General features: G+C 47.3%; 23 protein-coding genes. 9 read left to right on the forward strand and 14 right to left on the reverse strand.

Annotated features, from left to right (window positions below; all coding sequences use genetic code 11):
- Positions 1–8: 8 nt before the first annotated feature.
- The 5 genes from MKX36_RS19460 to MKX36_RS19480 form a co-directional block, all read right to left on the reverse strand.
- Positions 9–1,085 carry a hypothetical protein gene (locus MKX36_RS19460; RefSeq protein WP_340865373.1) on the reverse strand — a complete coding sequence of 359 codons (1,077 nt, stop codon included), beginning with the start codon at positions 1,083–1,085 and terminating at the stop codon, positions 9–11.
- The gene (locus MKX36_RS19465) at positions 1,078–1,323 is read right to left on the reverse strand and encodes an acyl carrier protein (protein WP_016818498.1); all 246 of its coding nucleotides are present in this window, start codon (positions 1,321–1,323) and stop codon (positions 1,078–1,080) included. The genes MKX36_RS19460 and MKX36_RS19465 overlap by 8 nt, the downstream gene beginning before the upstream one ends.
- A gap of 18 nt (positions 1,324–1,341) precedes the next feature.
- Entirely contained in the window at positions 1,342–2,718 is a 1,377-nt protein-coding gene (locus MKX36_RS19470) for a preATP grasp domain-containing protein (RefSeq protein WP_016818497.1), read from the reverse strand.
- Positions 2,719–2,784: 66 nt separating this feature from the next.
- Positions 2,785–3,978 (reverse strand): radical SAM/SPASM domain-containing protein, encoded by a 1,194-nt coding sequence (locus MKX36_RS19475; RefSeq protein WP_016818496.1) that lies wholly within the window; start codon positions 3,976–3,978, stop codon positions 2,785–2,787.
- Positions 3,979–4,024: 46 nt separating this feature from the next.
- On the reverse strand, positions 4,025–4,303 hold the full coding sequence (locus MKX36_RS19480) for an acyl carrier protein (RefSeq protein ID WP_016818495.1): 279 nt from the start codon (positions 4,301–4,303) through the stop codon (positions 4,025–4,027).
- A 364-nt stretch (positions 4,304–4,667) separates the two neighbouring features.
- Between MKX36_RS19480 and MKX36_RS19485 the strand changes: the two genes are divergently transcribed.
- Genes MKX36_RS19485 through nagA form a run of 3 tightly spaced genes read left to right on the forward strand, consistent with a single transcriptional unit; the run spans position 4,668 to position 7,488 of the window.
- Positions 4,668–5,534 (forward strand): MurR/RpiR family transcriptional regulator, encoded by an 867-nt coding sequence (locus tag MKX36_RS19485; protein WP_340865376.1) that lies wholly within the window; start codon positions 4,668–4,670, stop codon positions 5,532–5,534.
- A 2-nt stretch (positions 5,535–5,536) separates the two neighbouring features.
- Positions 5,537–6,265: a glucosamine-6-phosphate deaminase gene (nagB, locus tag MKX36_RS19490; RefSeq protein WP_016818493.1), complete on the forward strand. Its 729-nt coding sequence runs from the start codon at positions 5,537–5,539 to the stop codon at positions 6,263–6,265.
- Positions 6,262–7,488 (forward strand): N-acetylglucosamine-6-phosphate deacetylase, encoded by a 1,227-nt coding sequence (nagA, locus tag MKX36_RS19495; protein WP_340865377.1) that lies wholly within the window; start codon positions 6,262–6,264, stop codon positions 7,486–7,488. The genes nagB and nagA overlap by 4 nt, the downstream gene beginning before the upstream one ends.
- 94 nt (positions 7,489–7,582) lie before the next feature.
- Here the strand turns inward: nagA and MKX36_RS19500 are convergent, their stop codons facing one another.
- Complete coding sequence (locus tag MKX36_RS19500; protein ID WP_340865378.1) at positions 7,583–8,563, reverse strand: YhcN/YlaJ family sporulation lipoprotein; 981 nt, start codon at positions 8,561–8,563, stop codon at positions 7,583–7,585.
- A 194-nt stretch (positions 8,564–8,757) separates the two neighbouring features.
- Here MKX36_RS19500 and MKX36_RS19505 point away from each other — a divergent pair, with 194 nt between their 5' ends.
- Entirely contained in the window at positions 8,758–10,338 is a 1,581-nt protein-coding gene (locus MKX36_RS19505; protein ID WP_340865379.1) for an esterase/lipase family protein, read from the forward strand.
- A 122-nt stretch (positions 10,339–10,460) separates the two neighbouring features.
- Here MKX36_RS19505 and MKX36_RS19510 read toward each other — a convergent pair whose 3' ends face one another.
- From MKX36_RS19510 to MKX36_RS19520, 3 genes are all read right to left on the reverse strand, one after another.
- On the reverse strand, positions 10,461–11,126 hold the full coding sequence (locus MKX36_RS19510; RefSeq protein ID WP_019688474.1) for a hypothetical protein: 666 nt from the start codon (positions 11,124–11,126) through the stop codon (positions 10,461–10,463).
- A 70-nt stretch (positions 11,127–11,196) separates the two neighbouring features.
- Positions 11,197–11,337 (reverse strand): hypothetical protein, encoded by a 141-nt coding sequence (locus MKX36_RS19515; protein WP_016818488.1) that lies wholly within the window; start codon positions 11,335–11,337, stop codon positions 11,197–11,199.
- A gap of 23 nt (positions 11,338–11,360) precedes the next feature.
- The gene (locus tag MKX36_RS19520) at positions 11,361–11,723 is read right to left on the reverse strand and encodes a hypothetical protein (protein ID WP_016818487.1); all 363 of its coding nucleotides are present in this window, start codon (positions 11,721–11,723) and stop codon (positions 11,361–11,363) included.
- Positions 11,724–11,910: 187 nt separating this feature from the next.
- Here MKX36_RS19520 and MKX36_RS19525 point away from each other — a divergent pair, with 187 nt between their 5' ends.
- Entirely contained in the window at positions 11,911–12,114 is a 204-nt protein-coding gene (locus MKX36_RS19525; protein ID WP_016818486.1) for a hypothetical protein, read from the forward strand.
- Between the two features lie 74 nt (positions 12,115–12,188).
- Here the strand turns inward: MKX36_RS19525 and MKX36_RS19530 are convergent, their stop codons facing one another.
- From MKX36_RS19530 to MKX36_RS19545, 4 genes are read right to left on the reverse strand one after another with little or no spacing between them, the layout of a single operon-like run.
- Positions 12,189–13,127, reverse strand: coding sequence for a DUF4340 domain-containing protein (locus MKX36_RS19530; RefSeq protein ID WP_340865383.1), 939 nt, complete (start codon positions 13,125–13,127; stop codon positions 12,189–12,191).
- The gene (locus MKX36_RS19535; RefSeq protein WP_340865384.1) at positions 13,124–14,515 is read right to left on the reverse strand and encodes a GldG family protein; all 1,392 of its coding nucleotides are present in this window, start codon (positions 14,513–14,515) and stop codon (positions 13,124–13,126) included. Before MKX36_RS19535 ends, MKX36_RS19530 begins: the two co-directional genes overlap by 4 nt.
- Before the next feature lie 5 nt (positions 14,516–14,520).
- Positions 14,521–15,243: an ABC transporter permease gene (locus tag MKX36_RS19540; RefSeq protein ID WP_016818483.1), complete on the reverse strand. Its 723-nt coding sequence runs from the start codon at positions 15,241–15,243 to the stop codon at positions 14,521–14,523.
- Positions 15,240–16,415: an ABC transporter ATP-binding protein gene (locus MKX36_RS19545; RefSeq protein ID WP_340865386.1), complete on the reverse strand. Its 1,176-nt coding sequence runs from the start codon at positions 16,413–16,415 to the stop codon at positions 15,240–15,242. The genes MKX36_RS19540 and MKX36_RS19545 overlap by 4 nt, the downstream gene beginning before the upstream one ends.
- A gap of 226 nt (positions 16,416–16,641) precedes the next feature.
- Between MKX36_RS19545 and MKX36_RS19550 the strand changes: the two genes are divergently transcribed.
- The 4 genes from MKX36_RS19550 to MKX36_RS19565 all read left to right on the forward strand — a co-directional run bounded on the left by MKX36_RS19550 (position 16,642) and on the right by MKX36_RS19565 (position 21,336).
- On the forward strand, positions 16,642–17,754 hold the full coding sequence (locus MKX36_RS19550) for an NTTRR-F1 domain (RefSeq protein ID WP_340865388.1): 1,113 nt from the start codon (positions 16,642–16,644) through the stop codon (positions 17,752–17,754).
- 192 nt (positions 17,755–17,946) lie between these two features.
- Positions 17,947–19,038, forward strand: coding sequence for a glycosyltransferase family 2 protein (locus MKX36_RS19555; protein ID WP_090890358.1), 1,092 nt, complete (start codon positions 17,947–17,949; stop codon positions 19,036–19,038).
- 57 nt (positions 19,039–19,095) lie between these two features.
- Positions 19,096–20,190, forward strand: coding sequence for a tetratricopeptide repeat-containing glycosyltransferase (locus MKX36_RS19560; RefSeq protein ID WP_193190303.1), 1,095 nt, complete (start codon positions 19,096–19,098; stop codon positions 20,188–20,190).
- A gap of 51 nt (positions 20,191–20,241) precedes the next feature.
- The gene (locus MKX36_RS19565) at positions 20,242–21,336 is read left to right on the forward strand and encodes a glycosyltransferase family 4 protein (RefSeq protein WP_016820099.1); all 1,095 of its coding nucleotides are present in this window, start codon (positions 20,242–20,244) and stop codon (positions 21,334–21,336) included.
- 127 nt (positions 21,337–21,463) lie between these two features.
- On the opposite strand, the gene MKX36_RS19570 is transcribed toward MKX36_RS19565, so the two are convergent.
- Complete coding sequence (locus MKX36_RS19570; RefSeq protein WP_340865392.1) at positions 21,464–23,317, reverse strand: beta-glucoside-specific PTS transporter subunit IIABC; 1,854 nt, start codon at positions 23,315–23,317, stop codon at positions 21,464–21,466.
- Between the last annotated feature and the right edge of the window lie 46 nt (positions 23,318–23,363).

Raw genomic sequence — 23,363 nt, forward strand, 5'->3', positions numbered from 1 at the left:
TATTTTGACTACTCGGCTGCTTGCTCTGCTAACATCATCAGTTCCTCCAGCATATGACGCTGTCTTTCAATTAAATGCAGAGCCCGCTCTATAATCTCAGGCATCCGATGCTTGCGCAATTGAAGTCCTGTTTTGTAAATATGCAGATTAAGCTTGTGCCAATCCGCGTACAACGCCTGTGCCAATTCAATGACATGCTGGGTTTGCGGCCCAAGCGTATCTTGATGCAGCCGGCAATAATCAGCTGTATAATCTGTCAAATGAAGAGCGCTGCCCAATCGCAGATTGTAATAGATTTCATGACAGTACGTCCGAAACTCCTGATCCTCCATGTCTTCTAACAGATGGAAGTCATCGACAAATGCCCGGTAACCTGCATCTCCCCGCTTGACCAGTTGGTCTGTTGCAACTTTCTCACCCGTCACATACTGACGAATATGGTAAGCACACGCAGCATGCAGCTCCCTTGGCGAAAGCGGGACAGGCTGCTCCACTAGCCATGCATACTCAATAATGCCCTGCATGAGGTCGTCGAGCCGGGCTGAGCCCACATAAGTCATCGCATGTCCCGAGGAATCGAGCAGGAAGCTATCATTCACATGTGCCGTCCGTTCTTGCAAGTCCAATCCGCACAACTCAATCACATGGCCCCTTGGGTAATTTTTCACATATACGTCGTGATAGGTTAAAGCGGTGCTGGACGTATGCAGCATCGTACCATAGCCGGATGTGAGCACCTGCAACAGGTCGGTTTCATTGCTGACTCCTTCGATCCACGGTTCTACCCGAATAACCGGTCCGCCACTGGCGGCCATTTCTTGAAGCTGCTCCGGATATTTCTCCGGTCCGAAGCGCTTCAAATCTCCACCATACTCTGCGCACATACTCCCACACAGCATGAACAGCTCAGCTTCCGCCATGTTCACCCCATACCTTCGCAATGAAGTACGCAGGGAAGAATATACACAATGTTTCCCTGGGAGAGCGTTTGCGATTTCTTCTGCACTATGGTCAACTATGGAATCATGATGAGTCCCCATATCGGATTGCGGCCTAGGTCTTGTCTGTTCAGCGCCCTTATGCATATTTGCCCAGCAGACGCTCAATGCCTTGCAATGTAGACAGATGCTCCAGCACCAAATCGTCGTCCTCCATCGTAATATCAAGCTCATTTTCTAATTCAACAATTAATTCAACAGCAGATAAGGAATTCAGCCCCAAGGTTCGCAGGTCCTGATCCGGAGTCAACTGTTCCAGCTCGCCGGGAGCCAGCTTCAAAACCTTTTCCAGTAAAGGTACTACATGGTATACGTCTGTTTTCATTCTCGATTCCCTCCTAATTTATGAGCATCCTAATCCAGCAATGATACCTTCCAATTTGTGCGCATAAGCATCAGCTTCCTGCCAACTGTCTGCCAAAATAAGTGTGAAAATCCGGTTCACATAGCCCCGCTTCACAGGAATACCAGACAAAGTGCCCGCCGTATAAACAAACACCCCTTCAGGTCGCTCGGGTGTATATAGCAGGCCTTCCTCCGCCAGCAACCCGCACAAACGGCTGTAGGTGAGAGGTGTAGTGGTCACGTTGCGATAATAACGGGACAAGGTCTTATGCTGTTCTCCCAAGACAGAGGACAGGAACGAGATGTAAGTAGACAGGGTAAATCTGCCGTTAATCTCGATCACTGGAACCAGCAAACCATCTTCGTCAACAAAACCGTCAATGGAGGCCATTCCCGTATACCCGATGGAATAGAGATACGTTCCCAACTGATAGGCGCATCGTCTCACTTCTTCCTCCAGCGTTTCGCCAATATCAGCGGGAACCTGGGACCCGATATAGACTGTGCCGTCTACATTTTGCCTTTTTAGTGAAAACATCGTCACCCCACCGCCCTCGTCAATGCAGAGCTGGTAGTTCAGATCCATTTGCTTATTGTGCCAGCGCTCCACCAGCCAGCCGCCAGAAGACGATGACGAGCCGCCGAAGCGTCTCATCACACTCAGCAGTGTATCCAGCTTGGACAGCTCGTCCAGCATATACATGCCTTGTCCCGAGGCACCGTGCGGCTGCTTAATAATCAGCTTCACGGGCTCGTCCGATAAGCCAGCCAATCTCTCACATTCTCTGCGAATTGCCGCTTCATCTGCACACACAGCGCCTTCACTGACAGCAAAACCAAGCTTTTGTGCGGTCAGACGGCTAAATATTTTATCATTCACCTGGGCGCACACCGCAGATGGAGCGCCAATCAGCTCCAGCCCGCAACGCTCCGCAATCGCTTCCTCCTGCGGTGTGACCGCATAGGGTACGAGCCATGCTTTGGTACCACCGCTGCTATGGCCTGCATCCGCAACCGCGCGTAATCGTGCCAAAAGCGCGTCATCCGCCAGTACCAGCTCTGAAATCGGCGTTAGCGGATCAGAGGGCTCTGGTACCTCAATACGCGGCAGGCTGAAGCCTAACCGCTGAAGCATGTCCAGAAATGCCTCATCCGGCTGTTCACGGAGTACAATGACATCCTGACTTCGGCATAGCAGGAGATTCATTTCCTCCATCCGGTTTACAACCTGCTGTTCATCCCGGTCTACCATGCCCCCCTTCCGGGGGGATGGATGCCACACTTGCTCTGCGCCGATATTAAACAGCCAAATCAGGACCCCATGATCCCGTTCATGAGCAAGTGCTTCCACAAGGTTAATCGTTTTAGTCGTCACGTCTTGTCATCATCCCTCTCTCTTCCATCTAGTAGCAAATAATATCCATAGGAGATCCATAGGAAACTAAATGTATTTCAGAGAGCCTGCCCCGTGCAGATACAGTACACTGCATTTGGAGCACACCGGCGTCAATCCTTCATGGTTAATCTTTTGACGGGTTTTTTCATACGCATCCGAATTCCATATTTCCTTCAGACTGTGCTCACGCAAACTTCCAATTGTGAACTCACTGAAAAATTTGCAAGGCATAACCTTTCCGTCTGGTAAAATATCTGTTCTGGAGGTGAGCGCCAAGCAATGATTGGAACAACGGCTGACCATTTCCTCGCCATGTATAAATTTATCAATTTCCTCATAATCCAAGCCGGGCTGATAGCGCACGCGAATGTTCCATACCCGCTCATTGATCCGCTGTAATTCCTGCATCAGAGGGTCAATGTTAGCCGGGTTGATTTTATATTTGAAAGCATGCCAGCTACTAATATTTTTTTCTTCAAGTTGTCGGAGCCAGGAGAAATTACGTGTAAAATATTCATCCATTTTAAAGGAGGTTTCTTTGGAAATGTACCAGGGGAACGTCAGCAGCACCAGATCCAGCCTCTTGTCCTCCAACATTTGCAGAAATTCGTACATCCGTCCGATCATGTTATCGTTAATGACCGCATGGACAGTTACCCGTCCCTTGTACAATCCCTGATCGCGAAGTTCAATCAGCTTATCCATCTGCCGCATTGTTTTTTGAAAGGTGCCTTTACCGCGTATTAAATCGTGTTCTCTTTCAAAACCTTCAATCGCTATTAACAATTCCAGATTTTCAGACAAGTCCAAAATCCGGTCCAAATATTTATCAATGAGTAGTCCATTTGTACAAAAGGTCATTTCACGCCGATCTTCCGCCAGCACGTCCAAAATTTCATCAAAGCGCCGGTGAAACATCGGTTCACCACCCCACATGTACAGTCGGGACTTAACCTCCTTCGTTTCGCTCAAAATCTGCCGGAGCATGTCCGGGGCAAGATCCATATTCTGTTCTTCTTTATCCATTTGGTGATGATAGCCTTCCTCGTTCCATTCAAAGCAGTGCGTGCATCTTAAGTTGCAACGGTTGGTCAGCTTAATACCGATCGTCTGGGGCATGTCCGTTTTGAAAGCAGGGTCCTGTGTTGCGTTACGATAAGACACGGAAGCGTTTTTCAGGTTACGCTTGATGAGCTTGAAAGCCTTCTCATCAATCAGCACATTGCTTTTGGGCTGCATGCTAACACCTCGTTTAATGGATTTTCAGGCAAAGTCTACCCTACGTTCAGACTGTCTCCATACCTTCCGGGTGCGGCACTTGCTCCGCATCGCTCATTTCTTGAATGTAACTGCAAAACGCATCTACTGAACGGAGATGTTCCAACTCAAAGGAATCAAAATCAATCTCCACATCAAATGCATCCTCCACTTGCAGCATGAAATGAACCAATTGCAACGAATCTAGTCCTGCATCATGAATAATGTCCGAATGTCCATCCAGCTTAGCGACCAATTCAGGATCTTCCTTGACCGCGCTGATCATTTCAATCACTTGGCTTTGCATAGCAAACTCCTCCTTGTGAATGAGATACTACTCTTCCGTCCAACGATGCCGTCTAAAAAGCTCCTAGAAAATTTCCTTGCTTGGAACTATATTCAATTATACTCCTCCATTGAAGAGACAAGTCAATAGGTTGTTTTGTAAGTAAAAGTCGCAAGATGTAAATTAATGTATGATTACTTCTACAAATTTTTCTGCATTCATTATTCATTTTATAGAAGCTACACTTGAAAGCGATCAGCCTCTCTCCTCTTGTATGAAGAGCGTAATTATTTTACAATATACACGAAAATATTTTTCTTTATTTCATAAAATTAAACGATACTTTTTTTCATAAAAGCATTATATAGCTAAAGGAGCACAGCCCATGTCCCCCATTCTTCATACATTATCCCATCGACTGGATCAGTTGCCCCTACAAGAGCGTAAGCTGGCGGAATCTATCCTGCAAGCCCCGGAGAATGTGCTGCACCTGGGTATTCGGGAACTGTCAGAGCGTTGTGGTGTGAGTGCCGCAACCGTTACACGGTTTTGTAAATCACTCCATTTTAAAGGGTATCCCGATTTCAAAATGAAGCTGGCCGCTGAGTTGTCCCATTCGAACCTTACAGGTGAAGAATCCTATCAGGACATTGTGGCTGGAAATTCACTTTCCCGCATCGTGCAAGCTATTCAGGCAAACCATACGGCCTCCATCGCGGACACGACCCGGCTGCTGGATTTCGACAAGCTGGAGCAGGCCATTGCATGGCTGTCAGCCACAAGCCGTATTGATCTCTATGGGATGGCGACATCCTCGATTGTGGCTCAGGATTTTTACCAGAAGCTGATCCGTATTGGCAAGAATAGCACTGCCTTCGCGGATTTTCACATGCAGATCACCTCTGCCTCCTCGCTCGGAGCGGAGGATGTGGCCTTTGCCGTCTCTTATTCAGGAGAAACCCAGGAGACGATTGCGGCTCTCCGCTGTGCAAAGGAACAAGGTGCCAAAACATTATCCCTGACCTCCTTCGGAAACAATACGCTGGCAAGCCTTGCGGATATTGCGCTATTTTCCTCTTCGTTGGAGGAAGGAATGCGACGTGGAGACATGGCCTCCCGCATCGCCCAGCTTCATATTATAGATATCCTGTTTACAGGTATGGTGAGCGCTAATTTTGACAAATATATTCCGAGATTGGAAGGTTCATATCAACAAGTGAGTAAGCTCAAAAAACAACCAGGGGGTCACTAAAGATGAACATTCGCATTTTGAACAGCCGTGAAGACCTGAACGCTACTGCTGCCACTGTGATCGCCAGCTTGCTGCTGTCCAAACCACAAGCTATGCTGGGCTTGGCCACCGGTAGTACGCCGATAGGCATTTACCGACATCTTGCAGATATGTACCGCAAGGGACAGGTGAGCTTTGCACACGCCTATTCCGTCAATCTTGATGAATACGTTGGCCTTGCCCCAGAACATCCGCAGAGCTATCGCAGCTTTATGAATGAGCACTTGTTTCAGCATATCGACATTCCCATATCTCATACACGCGTCCCTAACGGGGATGCACTAGATCTCACAGCAGAATGTGCAGCACACGAGCAGGCCATTTTGGATCATGGACCTGTGGATCTCCAATTGCTTGGCATTGGTCATAACGGTCATATCGGCTTTAACGAACCCGGTCACAGCTTGACCGGAGCCACACATGTTGTAGATTTGAAAGAAAGAACGCGCTCAGCGAACGCCCGATTTTTTGGTGATATAGATGCAGTCCCCAGACAAGCAGTGACGATGGGAGTTGGCACCATTCTGAAGGCGAAGCAAATTATGCTGGTGGCCTTTGGTGCAGAGAAGGCCGACATTATAAGGCAGGCTTTAACTGGCCCCGTCACAACGGAGTGTCCGGCTTCCCTGCTGCAATGTCACCCCGATGTCCTTATTTTATTGGATCAGGAAGCAGGAGGATGGTTCAAATGAAGTCAGATGAAATAAACGGTAACATACCGCAGCTATTGTATGGTCAAGTCGTCGTTGGGAATGACATCATCGACAACGGAGTTGTCATCATTGAGGGGCAATCCATTGTATACGTTGGATCAGAGGAGGATTTACCCGTGGATTGGACCTCAGTGGTCTTGGGCAATTCAGAAGAAGGTGCCACACAAGCGGCGAATATTGTTCGTCTGGAAGGGGGTTACCTGCTACCAGGCTTTATCGATATTCATGTTCACGGCGGCAACGGTGAGGACTTTATGGACTCAGATTCGAGGGTGCTGGATGTCATCACCTCCTTTCACAGTTCACAAGGAACGACGGCTATGCTGGCTACCACGATGACCGCGCCCAAGGAACGAATTGATCAGGTATTAAGAGAAGTTCACACATACATGGCACTTCCCATGCCCCATGCTCAGTTGGAGGGGGTGCATCTGGAAGGACCGTTCATTAGTCCGAACTGGGCTGGAGCACAAAACCCGGAACATATCGTGCCTCCGAACCTGGCTTGGGTGGCAGAATGGGAGCAGTGCTATCCGGGCCTTGTTCGCCAGGTCACACTTGCGCCTGAACGAAAAGGCGCCCTTGAGCTCATCACATGGCTGCGTAGCCACGGCATCACCGCGGCGCTCGGTCATACGAATGCTACGTATGAGGAGATTGAACAGGCAGCATCGGCGGGCCTGAACCATGCAGTCCACACCTTTAATGCCATGACTCCGCTGCATCACCGCAAGCCGGGAGCTGCGGGAGCTGTACTCGCTGATCCGCACGTTGAAGCAGAGATCATCGCAGATGGCATTCATGTGCATCCTGCCGCCATTTCCCTGCTTGCCAAATTAAAGCAGGACCATAATCTCATCCTCATCACCGATGCCATGTCTGCTACTGGACTGGAAGACGGTCATTATACACTCGGCGATTTGCCAGTGATTGTACAGGACGGTGTCGCACGATTGGAGGATGGCGTCACTTTGGCAGGAAGCACCCTAACGATGATTGAGGGCTTCCGCTATCTCGTTCAACATGTAGGCTTGAGTATTCCCGAGGCATCACAAATGGCCAGCCTGAATCCAGCTCGATCCCTGAACATAGCTGATCGGACAGGTTCACTTGAAGCAGGTAAACAAGCAGACGTCTTGTTGCTGGATGCTGACTTAAATCTGCAAGGGATATGGATTAAAGGAGTCCGCAAATCGTTATAGTTATATAATCCCCGCAAAAGAAAGAGCTATTCCATCAGCATAATTGCCGAGATGGGATAGCTCTTCTTTGGATATTCATAATTAAGGGTTTGAATTAGCGATGATTCATTGGTGCGGGCGTATTATTTTGTGGACGTGTTGGTGTATTTTGCATTGGACGGTTTGTATCTGCCGCCGAAGTCGGGAATACACGTTCAATCACATCCACCATTTCATTGCTCAAGCCTCTGATCGGATGACCATTTTGTACACTGCGTGTAAAGTCAGAGGTTTGTTTAACAAAGTCCGGGTTAGCCGATACATGCACCTGTTCAATGGAAGGAGCAAATTGCTTAATCTTGTTAGCAATACGACTCTTGACTGCATCACTTGGTTCATATGCAGTTCTTGCTCCCTCGATGGTGTTGTTGCCGTTATCTGTGCGATTGTTGTTGTTCGTCAAGCCACGCAACATACCATACGAGCCTGTACCCATTGTTCCGTACAAACCGTCGTCACGACGTGCAGGTGTTCCAATCCCGGTAACTCCATTATCTGTCATTCCAGGCGTTGTAGTACCTGTAGTACGGTTCCCTCTAGTGCCATTCACGCCATTCACACTCGGTACATTTCCGTTACCCCCAATACTATTAGCACTTGGAGTACCGTCAATGCTTGGAGCATTGACACCCGTTCCGTTGGCTTGGTCTTTCAAGGAAACGGCTACATAGGCATGTCGTTCACCGACCAGCACTGTCGCAGACTTTACATCCGGCATCTCGGATATACGTTTGGACAAATTGCGATCGACTTGCAGATTACGGATTGGGTGTCCGGTTCTGTTGCCATTTTCATTCAGTGACATTCCGTCCATACCATTGGATTTTACCCCATAACGATTTACACCGTCCATACGGTTTACACCGTCTAAACCATAACGATTCACACCATCCATATTAGGCGTGCTTTGCGCATTATAGCGGGTAGCGTTCGTACGGACGTTATGATTTGCAGTCCCACATCCTGTCAAAGTAGCCATGCTGGCAAGTAAAGCAGCAGAAATCGTCAAACTGATGACCTTCTTAGTTCCTGGCATGAACTCATCCTCCATACATATAAAATGTGTGACGAGATTAGCATGCGCCATCAATCTTAGGGATATCCTGACTAAAAAATGACTAAAAAAATAAAATTTTAATGTAAATATGAAATACAATTGATGATTTACCACAAGATGGCATGTATAATAAGTTTGAAATACTTAATTTTACAAAAAGGAGGATTTACAGTTTGAAGAAGCTCACCGTTTTGATGCTCATTTTTTTGTTATCCGTCACTCTTATCCCCGCCGGTGCTTTTGCAGGCTCCACCACACCTGAAGCACCGAAAGCTCCCGCCGGAAGCTGGACAGAAGGCTCAGCACCTAATCGCGTTGATCCTGCCAAGCCTGCATTATTGTTTGTACATGGTTTGAACAGTAGCGCCGAAGTGTGGACCAAGAATAATAACGATATGCTTCAGAAAGCCCGTGACGCTGGATACCAGACGGCCAGCATTAATCTGTACGATGCGAATGGCACATCCCAGGATATGTGGGACAATGGCAAGCTTCTAGCCGACAAAATCAAAGTCATTAGTAATCATTTTGGAAAAAAACTCATCATCATCGCCCACAGCAAAGGTGGAGTGGATACTCAAACCGCTCTCGTGTATAACGGAGCAGCTCCTTATGTACAACGTGTCATCACCCTCAGCAGTCCCCATCATGGCTCACAACTTGCAGATCTCGCCTACAGCAGCTGGGCCGGATGGCTGGCAGATATCGTCGGCTCACAAAATCCCGGCACCTCTACTTTACAAACATCTTATATGAAGTATTTCCGAACTAAAACCGATGCACTCAGCAACGCGACGACAATTCCGTTCTTCACGTTTGCTGGTGATAACTGGTCTGGTGGCACTGCTTCCTACATACTGGGTGGACTTTATCTCTCATCCTTCGGCAAAAATGATGGAGTGGTCACAGTCGACAATGCTAAACTTCCCGGCGGACGTGTAGTTAAAGTCGGTTCCTGGGATCATGCCAAGGTTCGTACCGGTTCTTACGTCTTCTCCCTGATCCTACCTTACCTCCAAGCGAACACTCCAGCATTGAATCAGGAAACTGAGGCATTTTCAGCAGCATCTTCCCTGACCGCTTCTGCTGTACAATCCACCTATAACGAGATCGATAATTCATATTTTATTCGAGGCGGCGATTATAATGGAAAAGCCTCCGAAACCCTTACGGTTGAAAATGGTGTCCAATCCATTGATCTGGACTGGATCAGTGATAAACGTGTAAGTCAGCTTGAGCTGACCAAACCTGACGGTACTAGCGAATTGCTTCATGTGAAAGCAGGTCGTGATGAAGAAATCTTTGCTGGTGCCTGGCATCATAGTGCAGTAGTTACCAATCCCCAACCAGGCATCTATAAGTTGAACGCCGTTATTCCTGATCATGGTGCGTATCTTCTGATTGCACGTTATCATGCCGCTCAGATACCTGAGCTCAAATACAATCTAAATGCAGTGGGTCCAAGGCTAAACCTGAAATCCCAGGATTCTCCGGCCAGCGTTACACAAGTCACTTACCAAGTTCAATACTATGGTGATCCGCAACAAGGAATCACTACAGCGTCCAAAGGCCTGACGTTGCAGCAAAAAACTGTTAACCCTACTGGGCAAATTGAGCTTTCTAAAGCGGACAAGCCGGGCATCTATTCCGTAACGTATGAAATTAACGGTACCACAGCAGCAGGATATCCTTACCGCCGCACAGCAGTTCAATCCATCTATATTGATGCTGACGGTAACAAGTATGTTGACTAAATAAAACTACAATTTAATAAGCCTGCAAACACCTATTATAGTATGGGCGTTCGCAGGCTTATTTATCATTCCAAACATCTTTAATAGAGATAATACGATGTAATCTATGCATTGTGTTCTGTTCAATCCGTTGTCTGATTCTTCAGTTTATTCAGCCAATAGTAGCGATGTAGCTCCATAATAAAATGAAAAAGAACAAATGCAAGCATGGAATAAACACACATCAATACTGTAGCAACGAATTGTTGTGTAGCAAAACCAAGGGAAAGATTGGCTATCAAATAACCAGCCCCGGTAAATGTGGTCATTGTTACTACAGCTTCTCGCTTGTGTTTTTTCTTCACTTTTGGTTCTTTCTTATAAGTTGAAGGATCTTTGAATTTCGTCAGATGATATTTTATATAGCAGTATAAAGCGATTCCATAAGCGGCAAAAGAACTTATAAAATACCATGGGGTATCCAGACCCAACATACCATAAGCAAACTTTTGTGTCATGATCATGAAGCCAATAGAGCATACCAAACCAAATACACCACGGAATAAAACATAATTTAATTGCAATTTGCTTGGCATGATGACCAGTACAAGAGCCCAAATATTAATCACAACAATCGGTGGCATCAGCACATAAACATAGACTGCAATGTAGGGGTTTCCCATTAAGGGAATAGTTAAAAACAGATCTAACAGCAATAAAACAAGAATGATAACATTGGAACGAATACGGTTAACTGGATACAACTTCATATTTTTTTCAAATAAAGCCCTGCTATCACTCATAAACATATAAGCCCTCCGTCACATAAGTTAAACCTACCGATAAGGATAGACAAGACTATATCCAATGTCCACTTTTCTAGATCTCTGTCTTCAGCTCTTGCCGCAATTCTTCAATAAAATCAACCATGATACTTTGAACAGCATCTTCACGGGACATACGTATATACCGACTCGTCCTCTGAATGTCTTCCTCGAACAAATAAAGTATCCTGCTCATGGCCTCCTGATCCCCACGTTGTGCTAATTTGAGCCATTGGACGAACTCAGCATCCGAAATAACTCTTTGAGCATTTTCTTTTTCCATTTATTCACCGCCTGTTGGGATAGCTTTAACTCTTTTGCAATCTGTGCTTCGGTTTTATCTAGTATGTAAAGGTCAAAGATGATCATTTTTCCGATCTCAGAAGATAGAGAGTTGATAAGCTGTAGTGTGTACATATTAGAGTTTACAGATTCTGCAAAAGATGGGGCGCTGACAGTTTCGTTCTTTTCCATTACAAATTCATGATTGGTTTGTACCCGAGCACGATACTGGATTCTCCAAGCAATGCGGTACAACTTCTTACGGTATTGTTCGACCAATGTTAGCTGAGATTTCTCCAATATAAATCACCCTTTCTCTTTGGATTTGACTTTTTCTAAATCCTCATATTATAGGGTAATTTGCAATCCTGTTTTACAACCAAAACAGAACATTTGTTCTTATTTATTATACTATTTTTACAATCAGTTGTATATGGTTCTTTTAATTTACCTTCCTTTATATATGGCTAAAAAGGAGGGAAATACATTGCAGATGGATGATGCTCTTTCTCTGGTTACCAACGTAGGCTTTCCGGCTGGGCTTTGTTTTATTTTATTGCGGCACATCCTGCACACGATGGAAGAAAAGTTGGATAAGCTGGATCTCTCACTTCATGAGCTGATTCAGGTCATCCAAGATTTAAATGTCAATAACAGCCCTTCTTCCAAAAGCAGCAAGCCTGATGAATAACGCACACAAAAAAGCTCCACGCGGCGATTATTCGCCGTTGGAGCCTCTTTGTTCAGCTATTATAAATGTAATGATTATTGGCTAGCCTTAGCCTGGTCATGACCATTCTGTTCAGCATGGTTCACGTCAGATGCTGACAGGCCATAAGCCCAGTTGCTTTGTGGCGGTACAACCCACACGGTATCCGGATCATCGTTAAGTGTCCAGCCCTGATAAACCAGCTGGGAATCCTCCTTTCCCAACGATATGCTCAGCGTAAAGCGGTGAACAGGCTTGTTCAGCTCGGAGGCTTTGCGCAAAGCCTGATTGCTGGCCAGGTTTTTGATTTGCTGTGAGAGGGAAGTCGCCGTGTCACCCGCTACCGACTTTCCGTTTAGCGTCCAAGATGCGGAAGCACTATCTCCAGTTCCACTGTTACCGGAGGATCGGAGCATCCATGAGGCATTCTGGCCTTCCCACTCTATCCCGCTCAGCTTGGTATCATCCCAATCAAACGGCGTTGTGTCTGTAAAATCATCAACATCCAGCAGCAAACCCGAAAGTGTATCTATAGGTACGGAAGCTATCTCTTTTTGGTCTGATAGTACATAAACAGCGTCTCCGGAAGGCAGCGTATCACCGAAGGCAAAGGTGCGAACGTCACCATTCTTGGTCTTAATCTCAACCTGGTCATGGGTAGCGCTGATTCCATATTTGGCTACGTCTTTGGGAGATGATTCCACGACATCACCCAACTTTACATTTTGAATCGCGGCTAGCCAATTGTCTAATGTATATTGATTTAACGGGTAAGATCGCGGCTTACTCATGCTCCATTTGCCATCATGTTGATCAAGTTCCACCGACTTGCCGTCCTTTCCAGTGATCGCAAAAGACGTAATATCTCCTTGCGTAAGCTGAACGAGCTGGCGAGCGGCCGGAGCTTGTTCACGAAAGAAGTTTTGGCTCTTGGCATAGATTATACCCGCTCCCAATACGACTAACAGCAGCACTGTGGGTATCCATTTTCTCATGCACTTCTTCGCCTCCACCATAATAAGATTCCGACAACCGCAAACAGCAGCGGCAATCCGACGACAGATATGGCTAATACCGTTTTCGCTTGTGCAGCAGTCAAATAAGCTACCTTAAAATCCTGCTCCTGACGAGGACGAATAGTGAGCCCATCAGAGTGCTCCTGCACATAATTAAGACTATTCAGCACAAAGTCTCGATTCCCTCCTGTGCTAATCTCCGTGTCGCTTAGGAGGGCTGACGTTCCGAGAATAACCGCTTTGGGCTTGCCGTCTTTTCCTTCTACCGCGTAACCGAGATCAAGCGGCCCCTGTGGGTCCTTGTTATCCTTCTGCGTTTCGTTGTTCAGCAGTCCCTGAATATTCGTTTCACCATAGCTAGCTGCAGAAGATTTTAGCAATAGCGTCGTCTTCCAATCCTTCTGTTCTCCTGCCTGCAAAGCAATAGATAGTGAAAGAACAGGATACAGATTAGAGGCCGCCAATTTATCGGTGATCGCATGACTGCCAAAGGTGGGAACCGTCCACAGAGGACCAAGCGTATTCGTCTGTTCCTGATCCACCACGATAGCATGAGTATCTTTCACACCATAATCAGCCGCTAATGCGTCAAGGTTTTTCCAGCTAGACCCCATGTTCGGGTGAAATCCTAACGCCATAAAAAGCTTTCCACCGTCATTCAGATACGTACGAATACTCTTCAGTTCCGTCACGCTAATATCCCGTTCGGGTCCGACAATAGCCAATACAGACGCATCTTTGGGCACACTACCCGCTTGATTGAGCTGAACTTCCTCTGCTTTCACATTATCTTGCGCCAGCGAGCTGCTTAATTCGGTCATTTGGGACAAAGGAATTTCCTCATGCCCTGTCAGAAAAACCACTTTCCCTTGGCGGGTAGACGATAATGCCAGCAGTCCACTAGTCAGCTTTTCTTCCCCGGTAAATTGGTATGCTCCTTCACTACTCCCCTGAGCCTGTGTAAATAGGCTTCCAATATCTATAACCCGCTTCTTCTCTCCCTGCACCAACACGATGGATGCTGCAGTAATCCCATATTGCTTGGCCAGTATCGGTTCCTGATTCAAATCATATTGCTCGACCTTAAGCTTGTTGTTACGCTTGGCATACTCATTCAGCATATCCGTAACATCCCGGTTCAGCTTCTGATTCTGCGAAGTGGAGACAGTAAAGGCAATCAATCGTACGTTTTCCTTCACACCCTGAATGGTCGTTAACGTCTGATCAGACAGCGTATACTGCTTGCCTGCCGTCAGATCCAGTTGAAAGCCTCCCAGCGAACGTAGAAATAACGTCAATAAAATAAAAATACCTACAGCAGCAATCGATAGTACCATACTATTGGTATGACCCAGCCATTTTTTCATATTCATTACCTCCACCGTTTCCGTTCAACCACTTGGATACTAAATAGCAAAAAGAGCGCCGCCACCGTCACGTAGTACATCACATCGGCTCCATTCAGCAATCCTTTGGTGAAACTGTCAAACCGTGCGGTTAGTGAAAAAGGTTCCAGCCACTGCTGCAGCGCCGCAGATGCGCCCGTTTGTCCACCAAACGAATCCAGCATCCAGAACACGAGCAAGAGAATAAAACTGACGACCGCGGACATCATCTGATGCTGTGAAAGCGTCGATGCGAATAAGCCGATCGCCATCATGGCTGCGCCAAGCATAAACAGGCCGATCACGGATGTAAATACGAGTGTCCAATCCAGCGACCCATAAAAGGACATCACGACCGGATACGCCAGACTGCACAGCACCAGTATGAGCAACATGCCTAGTGATGCCAAAAATTTACCTATCATGATTTCCGTTACACTCACAGGTGAGGTAAGCAGGAGCTCATCTGTACCTTGCCTGAATTCCTCTGCAACCAGCCGCATCGTGAGTAGGGGGACAACAAACACCAGCATGGACAATGTGTCACCGAGTACCAGCCGATAGTCCAAAATACTAGGCTGATACATCACAAAGTTCGTGTAAAATAGTAACCCCGTCAGCAACATGTACACCGCAAGCGCAAAATACGTCGTTGGAGTCCATAGATAGGCTTGCAGCTCCTTTTGACAGACTGCGAACAAACGCCTCATGACTGTTTACCTCCTGTATCCTTGTCTTCATCGACCTTGTTATCGCTGGCCAAGGCTTCTCCATAATCCACCGTGTTGACCGTTGCTTCATTCTTAGAGGTATGTAGAACATGAACCGCTGGATCGTCGCCTCCACCTTCTTCCGTCTCGCGGGTCGTTAATTGCTGGAAGATGTTTTCCAAGCTTAGGTTTTCTTTTTTCATTTCCAAAATCGGAAGCTTCGCATCCGACAGCACAAAAAACAGTTCTTCGCGAAAATCCTCATCAGAAGCTCCTGTAAGCAACAAACCAGTCAAATCCTGCTCTGTGACAGCCAGCTTCGTATTCGCTGAAGGCAGAGTAGGCGCCAAAGATTCAACTTGTACTTTTCCCCAAGCTCGTAGGACATCCATTACCTGCTCACGCTTGCCTTTGACCTCCACCTTCACCTTGAATCCGTCTTCCATCGAACCGCCGAGCGCGTCAGGACGCCCGTCCATGACCAGTTTGCCTTCGTGGATGATCAGAACCCGATTGCACAAAGCATCCACCTCAGGCAAAATATGCGTGCTGAGCAATACCGTATGATTTTCACCAATCTCCTGAATGAGCTGACGAATCTCCAAAATCTGATTGGGGTCCAAACCCGAGGTCGGTTCATCCAGCACCAGTAAATCCGGGTTATGAATAATCGCACCTGCCAGTCCCAAGCGCTGTTTATACCCTTTGGACAAGCTGCGGACCAATTGTTTTTCACGTCCATTCAGTCCCAGTCGGGAAATCATCTCCGAAATACGCAGCTTCTGCTCTCGCGCAGGCACGTCCCGAATACTAGCTACAAACTTTAGGTAGGATCTTACAGACATATCCCCATACAAAGGAGGCGTTTCCGGCAGATAACCGATTTTCGAACGAGCCTGTCTGCCTTTATCCTGAATCGGGATACCGTCGATCGTAATTACTCCCTCGTTTGGCTGAAGATACCCTGTAATCATACGCATTGTCGTCGTTTTACCCGCACCATTTGGCCCCAGGAAACCAACAATTTCACCGCGCTGCATTTCAAAATCCAATTTATGTACGCCCCGGTTGCCCTCATACCACTTGCTCACCTGTTGTACTTTGAGCACATGTTTCACCCTTTCATTGTTCGTGATCTTCCCTATGCTGCTCTCCCACCTAAAATGTTGCATGAGTAGCGGAGCGGTCTCCTCGAACTTCATGCTACACTTTTAAATTCTAATGATAATCCCCCACATATAGCTTCAGCTTAACGTCACTTAAATAGAAGCTTAAAATAATGTGTCTAAAATGTGAACATGGAAATACACACCTGCCCTCGTCAACTTGTACGGTTCGCCACGGCGTGGATTCGCATCTACTATCATTACAACGTGTGAAGGGAGTGTATAAAAAGCGATGACCGTATTATTTACCAATCTTGTTAATAACGGCGACTTCGAGACCGGATCTACCCTTTTTTGGAACGCCGCAAATGTAACCGTCACTAACTTATCCGTAAAAAAGACAAACTTTTATAGTGCGATCCTAGCAGGAGGCGCGGTAGATGCATCTCTTTCCCAGGTCGTTTTTGCCACACCAGGCGAAAGTTATACGTTGAGCCTGTCAGCTGCAAAAATAGGAAACTTGATTAATCCTCAAATCAACATTTTTCTGTACTACTATGACGCAACCTTTAGTTTCCTCGGTACTGGGCTAACTACCTATCTGAGCGCAGGCACATTACCTGATGCTGTTAATGGGACATGGCAAACCCTGTATGAAGTAACAGCTCCTGTTCCAGCTAACGCAGCCTTTGCCTTTTTGGTTATTAGCAAAAATGCCTTAGCTAACACCGCTAATGTAGCCATTGATTCCGTTGCCCTTGTTAAAGCAAGTGCAACTGGAGCTGTGGGACCAACCGGACCTGCGGGGCCAACTGGTGCTACAGGCGCTAGCGGCGATGCAGGTGCTACGGGGCCTGCGGGCGCTACCGGACCTACAGGTGCCACAGGCGACGTTGGCGCTACGGGGCCTGCCGGACCTACGGGTGCCACGGGCGACATTGGCGCTACGGGGCCTGCCGGACCTACGGGTGCCACAGGCGACACAGGCGCTACGGGACCTACTGGACCTACGGGTGCCACAGGCGACGTTGGCGCTACCGGACCTGCCGGACCTACGGGTGCCACGGGCGACATTGGCGCTACGGGGCCTGCCGGACCTACGGGTGCCACGGGCGACATTGGCGCTACCGGACCTGCTGGACCTACGGGTGCCACAGGCGACGTTGGCGCTACGGGGCCTGCTGGACCTACAGGTGCTACGGGCGACGTTGGCGCTACCGGACCTGCCGGACCTATCGGACCTATCGGGCCTATTGGCGACACGGGACCGATTGGACCAACTGGACCGACCGGGCCATTTGGTCTTGGCTTTACCGGTCCAATTGGACCGACTGGACCTACAGGACCTATCGGGCCTACGGGGCCAACTGGTCCTACTGGACCCACTGGGCCGACCGGACTCTAATCTTCTATTATTACCACATCATGGACTTAAACGACGTATCATATCCTACCGCCAAAGCCTCTTAGCAAGTTATGGCTTTGCCATCCTTGCCCTGCCGCAATTGCGGCAGGGCTTCTATAATCAGGTCTCTTTTAATTCCAATTTTAGGTTTGACCTGAATCCTTAAATGGTTCCCAAAGGAGTGATACTCAATTGATCAGTATCAGCCTGTGCATGATCGTCAAAAATGACCAACATACCATCGGCCCTTGCCTTGAATCGGTCCATCATATTGTAGATGAAATCAACATCGTGGACACAGGTTCACAGGATCGGACCATTGACATATGTCGCAGCTTTACAGATCGGATTTTTCCGTTTGAATGGGTAGATCATTTTGCCCTTGCACGTAACTATTCATTTGAGCAAGCTACGCAGGAGTACATTCTCTGGCTGGATGCCGATGACATTTTGAAGGAGCAGGATGCTATCAAGCTGCTTGAGCTAAAGCATACTCTTGATTCCTCAGCTATATCAACCGTGGATGCAGTGTCCATGAAGTATCATTATGCCTTCGATGATCATGGCAATGTCACCCTGCATTTTCGTCGGAATCGCTTGGTCAGACGGTCGGCCGGGTTCCGTTGGCATGGAGCCGTGCATGAGTATCTCGCCGTAGACGGAAATATTCTACATGCGGATATTGCCATAACTCACACCAGAACACATACCCATACCCCGGGCCGAAATCTGCGAATTTATGAGAAGCAGCTCGCCCAAGGCCATGACTTCTCTCCCCGCGACCGCTACTATTACGCTAACGAGCTTAGAGACAATGGAAAATATGAGCAGGCCGTGCAGGCTTACCGAGACTTTCTAAACACCGAACAAGGCTGGGTAGAGGACGCAATTAGTGCATGTGGCAAAATGGCTGACTGTCTGCAACAACTCGGCAAGCTGGAGGAAAGTATTACCGCGGCTCTCCGTAGCCTGACCTTCGATACGCCTAGAGCGGAGCTTTGTTGTCGGATGGGTCATTATTTTTTGCATAAAAATGAGATTCCCAAAGCCGTTTACTGGTACGACATGGCTACCACTCTGAATCCTCCTAACACGCTGGGCCCGGTACAAGACGCATACCAAACATGGTTTCCTCATATCCAGCTGTGCATTTGCCATTTTCGGCTAAAAGACTATACACGTGCGAACTGGCACAATGAGCAAGCAGCCACGTACGTTCCCAATGACCCGCATGTCCAGCATAATCGACAATATTTCAGCTCAATCCTGAACCCTTCCCAATAGAGATGCCTCCCATAGCCAGCCATCATTCTTTAAGTCAATCAAAGGAGGAGCAAACCAATGCAACCACAGAAACGGTACAAGATAGCGGTCTATGCCATCAGCAAAAATGAAGCCCGATTCGCCAAGCGCTGGATGAACTCCATGCGGGAAGCTGATGTTGTCATTGTAGCCGACACCGGTTCTACAGACGACACCGTTGCTCTACTGCGCGAGGCGGGTGCAGAGGTACATCCTATTCAGGTAGTCCCTTGGCGTTTTGACAAGGCTCGCAATGAGTCCCTGCGGCTGGTCCCTGATGATGTAGATATTTGTGTCTGTACAGATCTGGATGAAGTCTGGGAGGAGGGATGGCGGTCGCGCCTGGAAAGCAACTGGAAGGATGGAACGACTCGAATGCTGTATGCCTTTACACATGGACAGCCTGGAAGGGATACCGCTCATACATGGTTCTGGAAAGAAAAAATACACACTCGTCATGGCTACCACTGGGTACGCCCGGTTCATGAAGTGCTTGAATATATCGGGGAAGGCGAAGAACACAGCATCCGATCGGGCCAGCTCCGCTTGTATCATGATCCCGATCCGCACAAGTCACGCAGTCAATACCTTCCACTGCTAGAGCAGTCTGTACGTGAATTTCCCGAGGATGATCGCAATATGCATTACTTGGGGCGAGAATATATGTATCATGCCCGTTGGGACGAATGCATCACTACGCTGCAACAACATCTTGCCATGCCACAGGCGCGCTGGACCGATGAACGCAGCGCTTCGATGCGTTTTATCGCTAGAGCGTATAAGGCAACTGAACAATGGCATGAGGCTGCACGTTGGTTATACCGTGCTATTGCGGAAGCGCCCTATTTACGTGAACCTTACACGGAAATGGCTCAGCTTGCCTATCATACACGGAACTGGCCCGCCGTCTATCATATGGTCGAAGAAGCGCTGCGCATTTCGACACGACCAGATACGTATATGCAAGAGGATTTTTGCTGGGATGCTACTTTGTATGATCTTGGAGCCCTCGCTTGCTATGAGTTGGGCCTAATACACAAAGCCTGTGAATTTGCGAAAGAAGCAACAGAACGCTCTCCGGAAGATTCTCGCCTTCGCCATAATTATGCGCTAATTCAATCCAGGCTTCCATAGAAACCCACACCCCGTCCTGTAGGTTGAATAACTTGGTATAAGAACTTGTGGTTGGCAAAGGAGGTTATTGAGATCAAAGTTCTATTTACTTTTTATATACCCAGCGGTGGCGTGGAAACCTTGAACCGCCAACGCTGTAAAGCGCTCATTCAGGACGGGATTGAATGTCATCTTCTCTATTATCAGCAGGGTACAGGGATGCAAAACCTGCAAGGCGATATTCCGGTGTTCATGACTTCCTCTGAAGAAGAAATTCGAAAACTGGTGGAGACTCATCGCTACGATGCAATTATCGTCTCTTCGGACTATCCTATGCTCCCTAGACTGCGAATGTTGGGCTATCAAGGGATATTAATCTATGAATCACAAGGCTTTGGCACTCACGAAGAAGCTGCTTGGGTTGTTGCAGATGCATCTCCGTATCTTCAAAATTATGCTGACGCGGTGCTCCTCCCCGATACAACTCACCTCGTGCAGCTATTTTCCAGCATGTGTCCATGGCTTGATCGTTATGTATTCCCAAACGTATTGGATACTAGCGTATTTAATTATGTACCTAACACTCCCCCGGTTAATCCGGTCATTGCATGGGTTGGGCGGCTTGAGCCCAATAAGAATTGGCGGCATTTTATAGACATATCTTACTGGATGCTACAAAATCGTGCCGATCTTCGGATTTGGATGTTCTATGATGACACCTTGTCGCAGACGGAGGATAAAATACAATTCGAGAACATGCTTGCTCAGCTTGGCATGTCCACGATCATTGAGCGTTTTAAAAGCGTGCCTCATGCGAAAATGCCTTTGTATTATTCCATGATTGGCGACTCGGGTGGGTATCTGCTCTCGACTTCACTGGTGGAGGGATTCGGTTACGCGGTAGCTGAGGCCATGGCCTGTCGTTGCCCGGTCTTAAGCTCTGATTCAGACGGAGTACGAGCATTCATTGACCATAACGAAACCGGCAAGTTTTATCAGCAGGGAGACATTTTACAGGCGGTACTGCAAGGACTAGACCTTATGAACAACGTCCCTCATCGCGAATCTATCCGCCAGAAGGGGCGTACACGGATCGTTAACCTGTTGGCGCCAGATAAATATGTGCGCTCCTTCCGGCAGATGATGAGCTCGTTGGGTGTACGGTAACCTGCTATTGTAGTACATGCCGCAAAAGTCTGTTTCATGATCCAAAAAAGCTGACGACAACCCTATTTTTACACACGGGCCATCGTCAGCTTGATGCGTTTGCTGTGCATTACTGAATATTAGGGAACTATCTGATCTTCAATAAGCGTTCTCCTGTATGAATATCCTTCGAGTTTTCAGCTAAGATATCTGTGTACACCGCAGTATTGGTTACTATAACAGAGGTGGTGAGATCATATCCTTCATCCACTATAGCTTTTGGATCAAATTCAACCAGCTTGTCCCCTTTTTGAATCGTATCTCCTTCAGACACAAAAGAAGTGAAATGTTTTCCTTTCAAGCTGACCGTATTAATTCCAATGTGAATGAGCAGTTCAACTCCATCCTCAGAGATCAGTCCAATCGCATGTTTTGTTTTGAAAACGGTAACAACAGTTCCGTTAAACGGTGCGTAAGCTACCCCTTCTTGGGGGATAATGGCGGCTCCCTGACCCATCGCACCACTGGAGAAAGCCTCATCTTTCACTGCGGTCAAACGAATCAATTCACCGTTTAAAGGACTAAATACCGTTTTTTCTTCCGCTTTGTTTTCAACTACAACCTTAATTTCAGGCGCGGGTTTCGCATTCTTATAGCCGAAAAGATAGGTCAGAATAAATCCGACTACAAAAGAGACAACCAAAGATATAATAAAGCCAATGAAGCCTGCATCTATCCCCTTTGGATTAATGAATAAAGGGATACCAAAAATCCCGCCTGAGGCAAATCCATATGCTGTTGAGCCGAGTAAGCCCGCTGCAGCTCCTCCTACACCCCCAGCGATCGAGGCTAAAATAAACGGTTTTTTGGTGGGTAGCGTAACCCCGTAAATAGCTGGTTCAGTAACCCCCATCAAGCCCGCGATGGTAGCAGAAGTGGCAATGGGTTTTAATTTAGGATCGCGTGATTTCAAAGCAATGGCAAAAGCCGCACCTGTTTGCGCAAACGTAGTACAGAACAGCATACCATTAATCGGATCAAACCCGTTCGTAACTACATTATTCAAGAGAATTGGAATGAATGCCCAATGCAAGCCGAAGATAATAATGCCCTGCCAGAATCCTGCCAGAACGAGACCAGCTATAGCCGGACTTAACTGGTAAATCCACATGGAGCCTTTGGCTAATCCATCGCTGATTATAGTTGCTATCGGCCCGACAACCAGAAAAACAATCGGTGATATAATGACCAAGGTCAGAAAAGGCACAATGAACATTTTAATGGAAGCAGGTGCATACTTACTAATAAATTTTTCAACCTTAGCTGCCAAGAACGCCCCAATAATGATAGGTATAACAGAAGAAGTATAATTAATCAGAACGACAGGTATGGTCAAAAAGGACAGCGCCGTTTTATCCGTAAAAGCCGAAGTAATGGTCGGATACACCAAGGCGGCCCCCAAAACAGCAGACAGATACGGGTTTCCTCCGAATTTTTTACCTGCCGAAAACCCTAGAATAACTGGAAAGAAATAAAACATAGCGTCTGCTGTTGCATATAAAATTTTGTATGTGCCCATCTGATCAGTCATCCAGCCCAGAGATGTGCATAAGGCCAGCAGTCCTTTTAGAATCCCCACAGCAGCGAGCACACCCACAACGGGCATGAACACGCCTGAGATCACATCGACAAATCGGCTGAACAGGCTCGCTTTTTCATTCTTTTGATCGTCTTCAACTGTCTGGTCTCCGTGCTTTACTCCCATCGTATCCAAAAGAGCCTCGTATACTTTGGGAACCTCATTCCCGATGACCACCTGGAATTGGCCGCCACTTTCCACGACGGTAATGACACCGTCAATCTGTTTAATTTTTTCTTTATCTGGCAATTGGTTATCCTTCAATTTGAATCTCAAACGAGTAACACAGTGAATGACACTGTTCACATTTTCGTTTCCCCCCACCGATCTAAGCACTTCTCTAGCTGTCTTTTGGTAATCCATCATGATCACTCCTGGATGCGTTTTCTATTTCTCCACTCCACCTGTT

The organism is Paenibacillus sp. FSL W8-0439, from assembly GCF_038008995.1.
Lineage (GTDB): Bacteria > Bacillota > Bacilli > Paenibacillales > Paenibacillaceae > Paenibacillus > Paenibacillus polymyxa.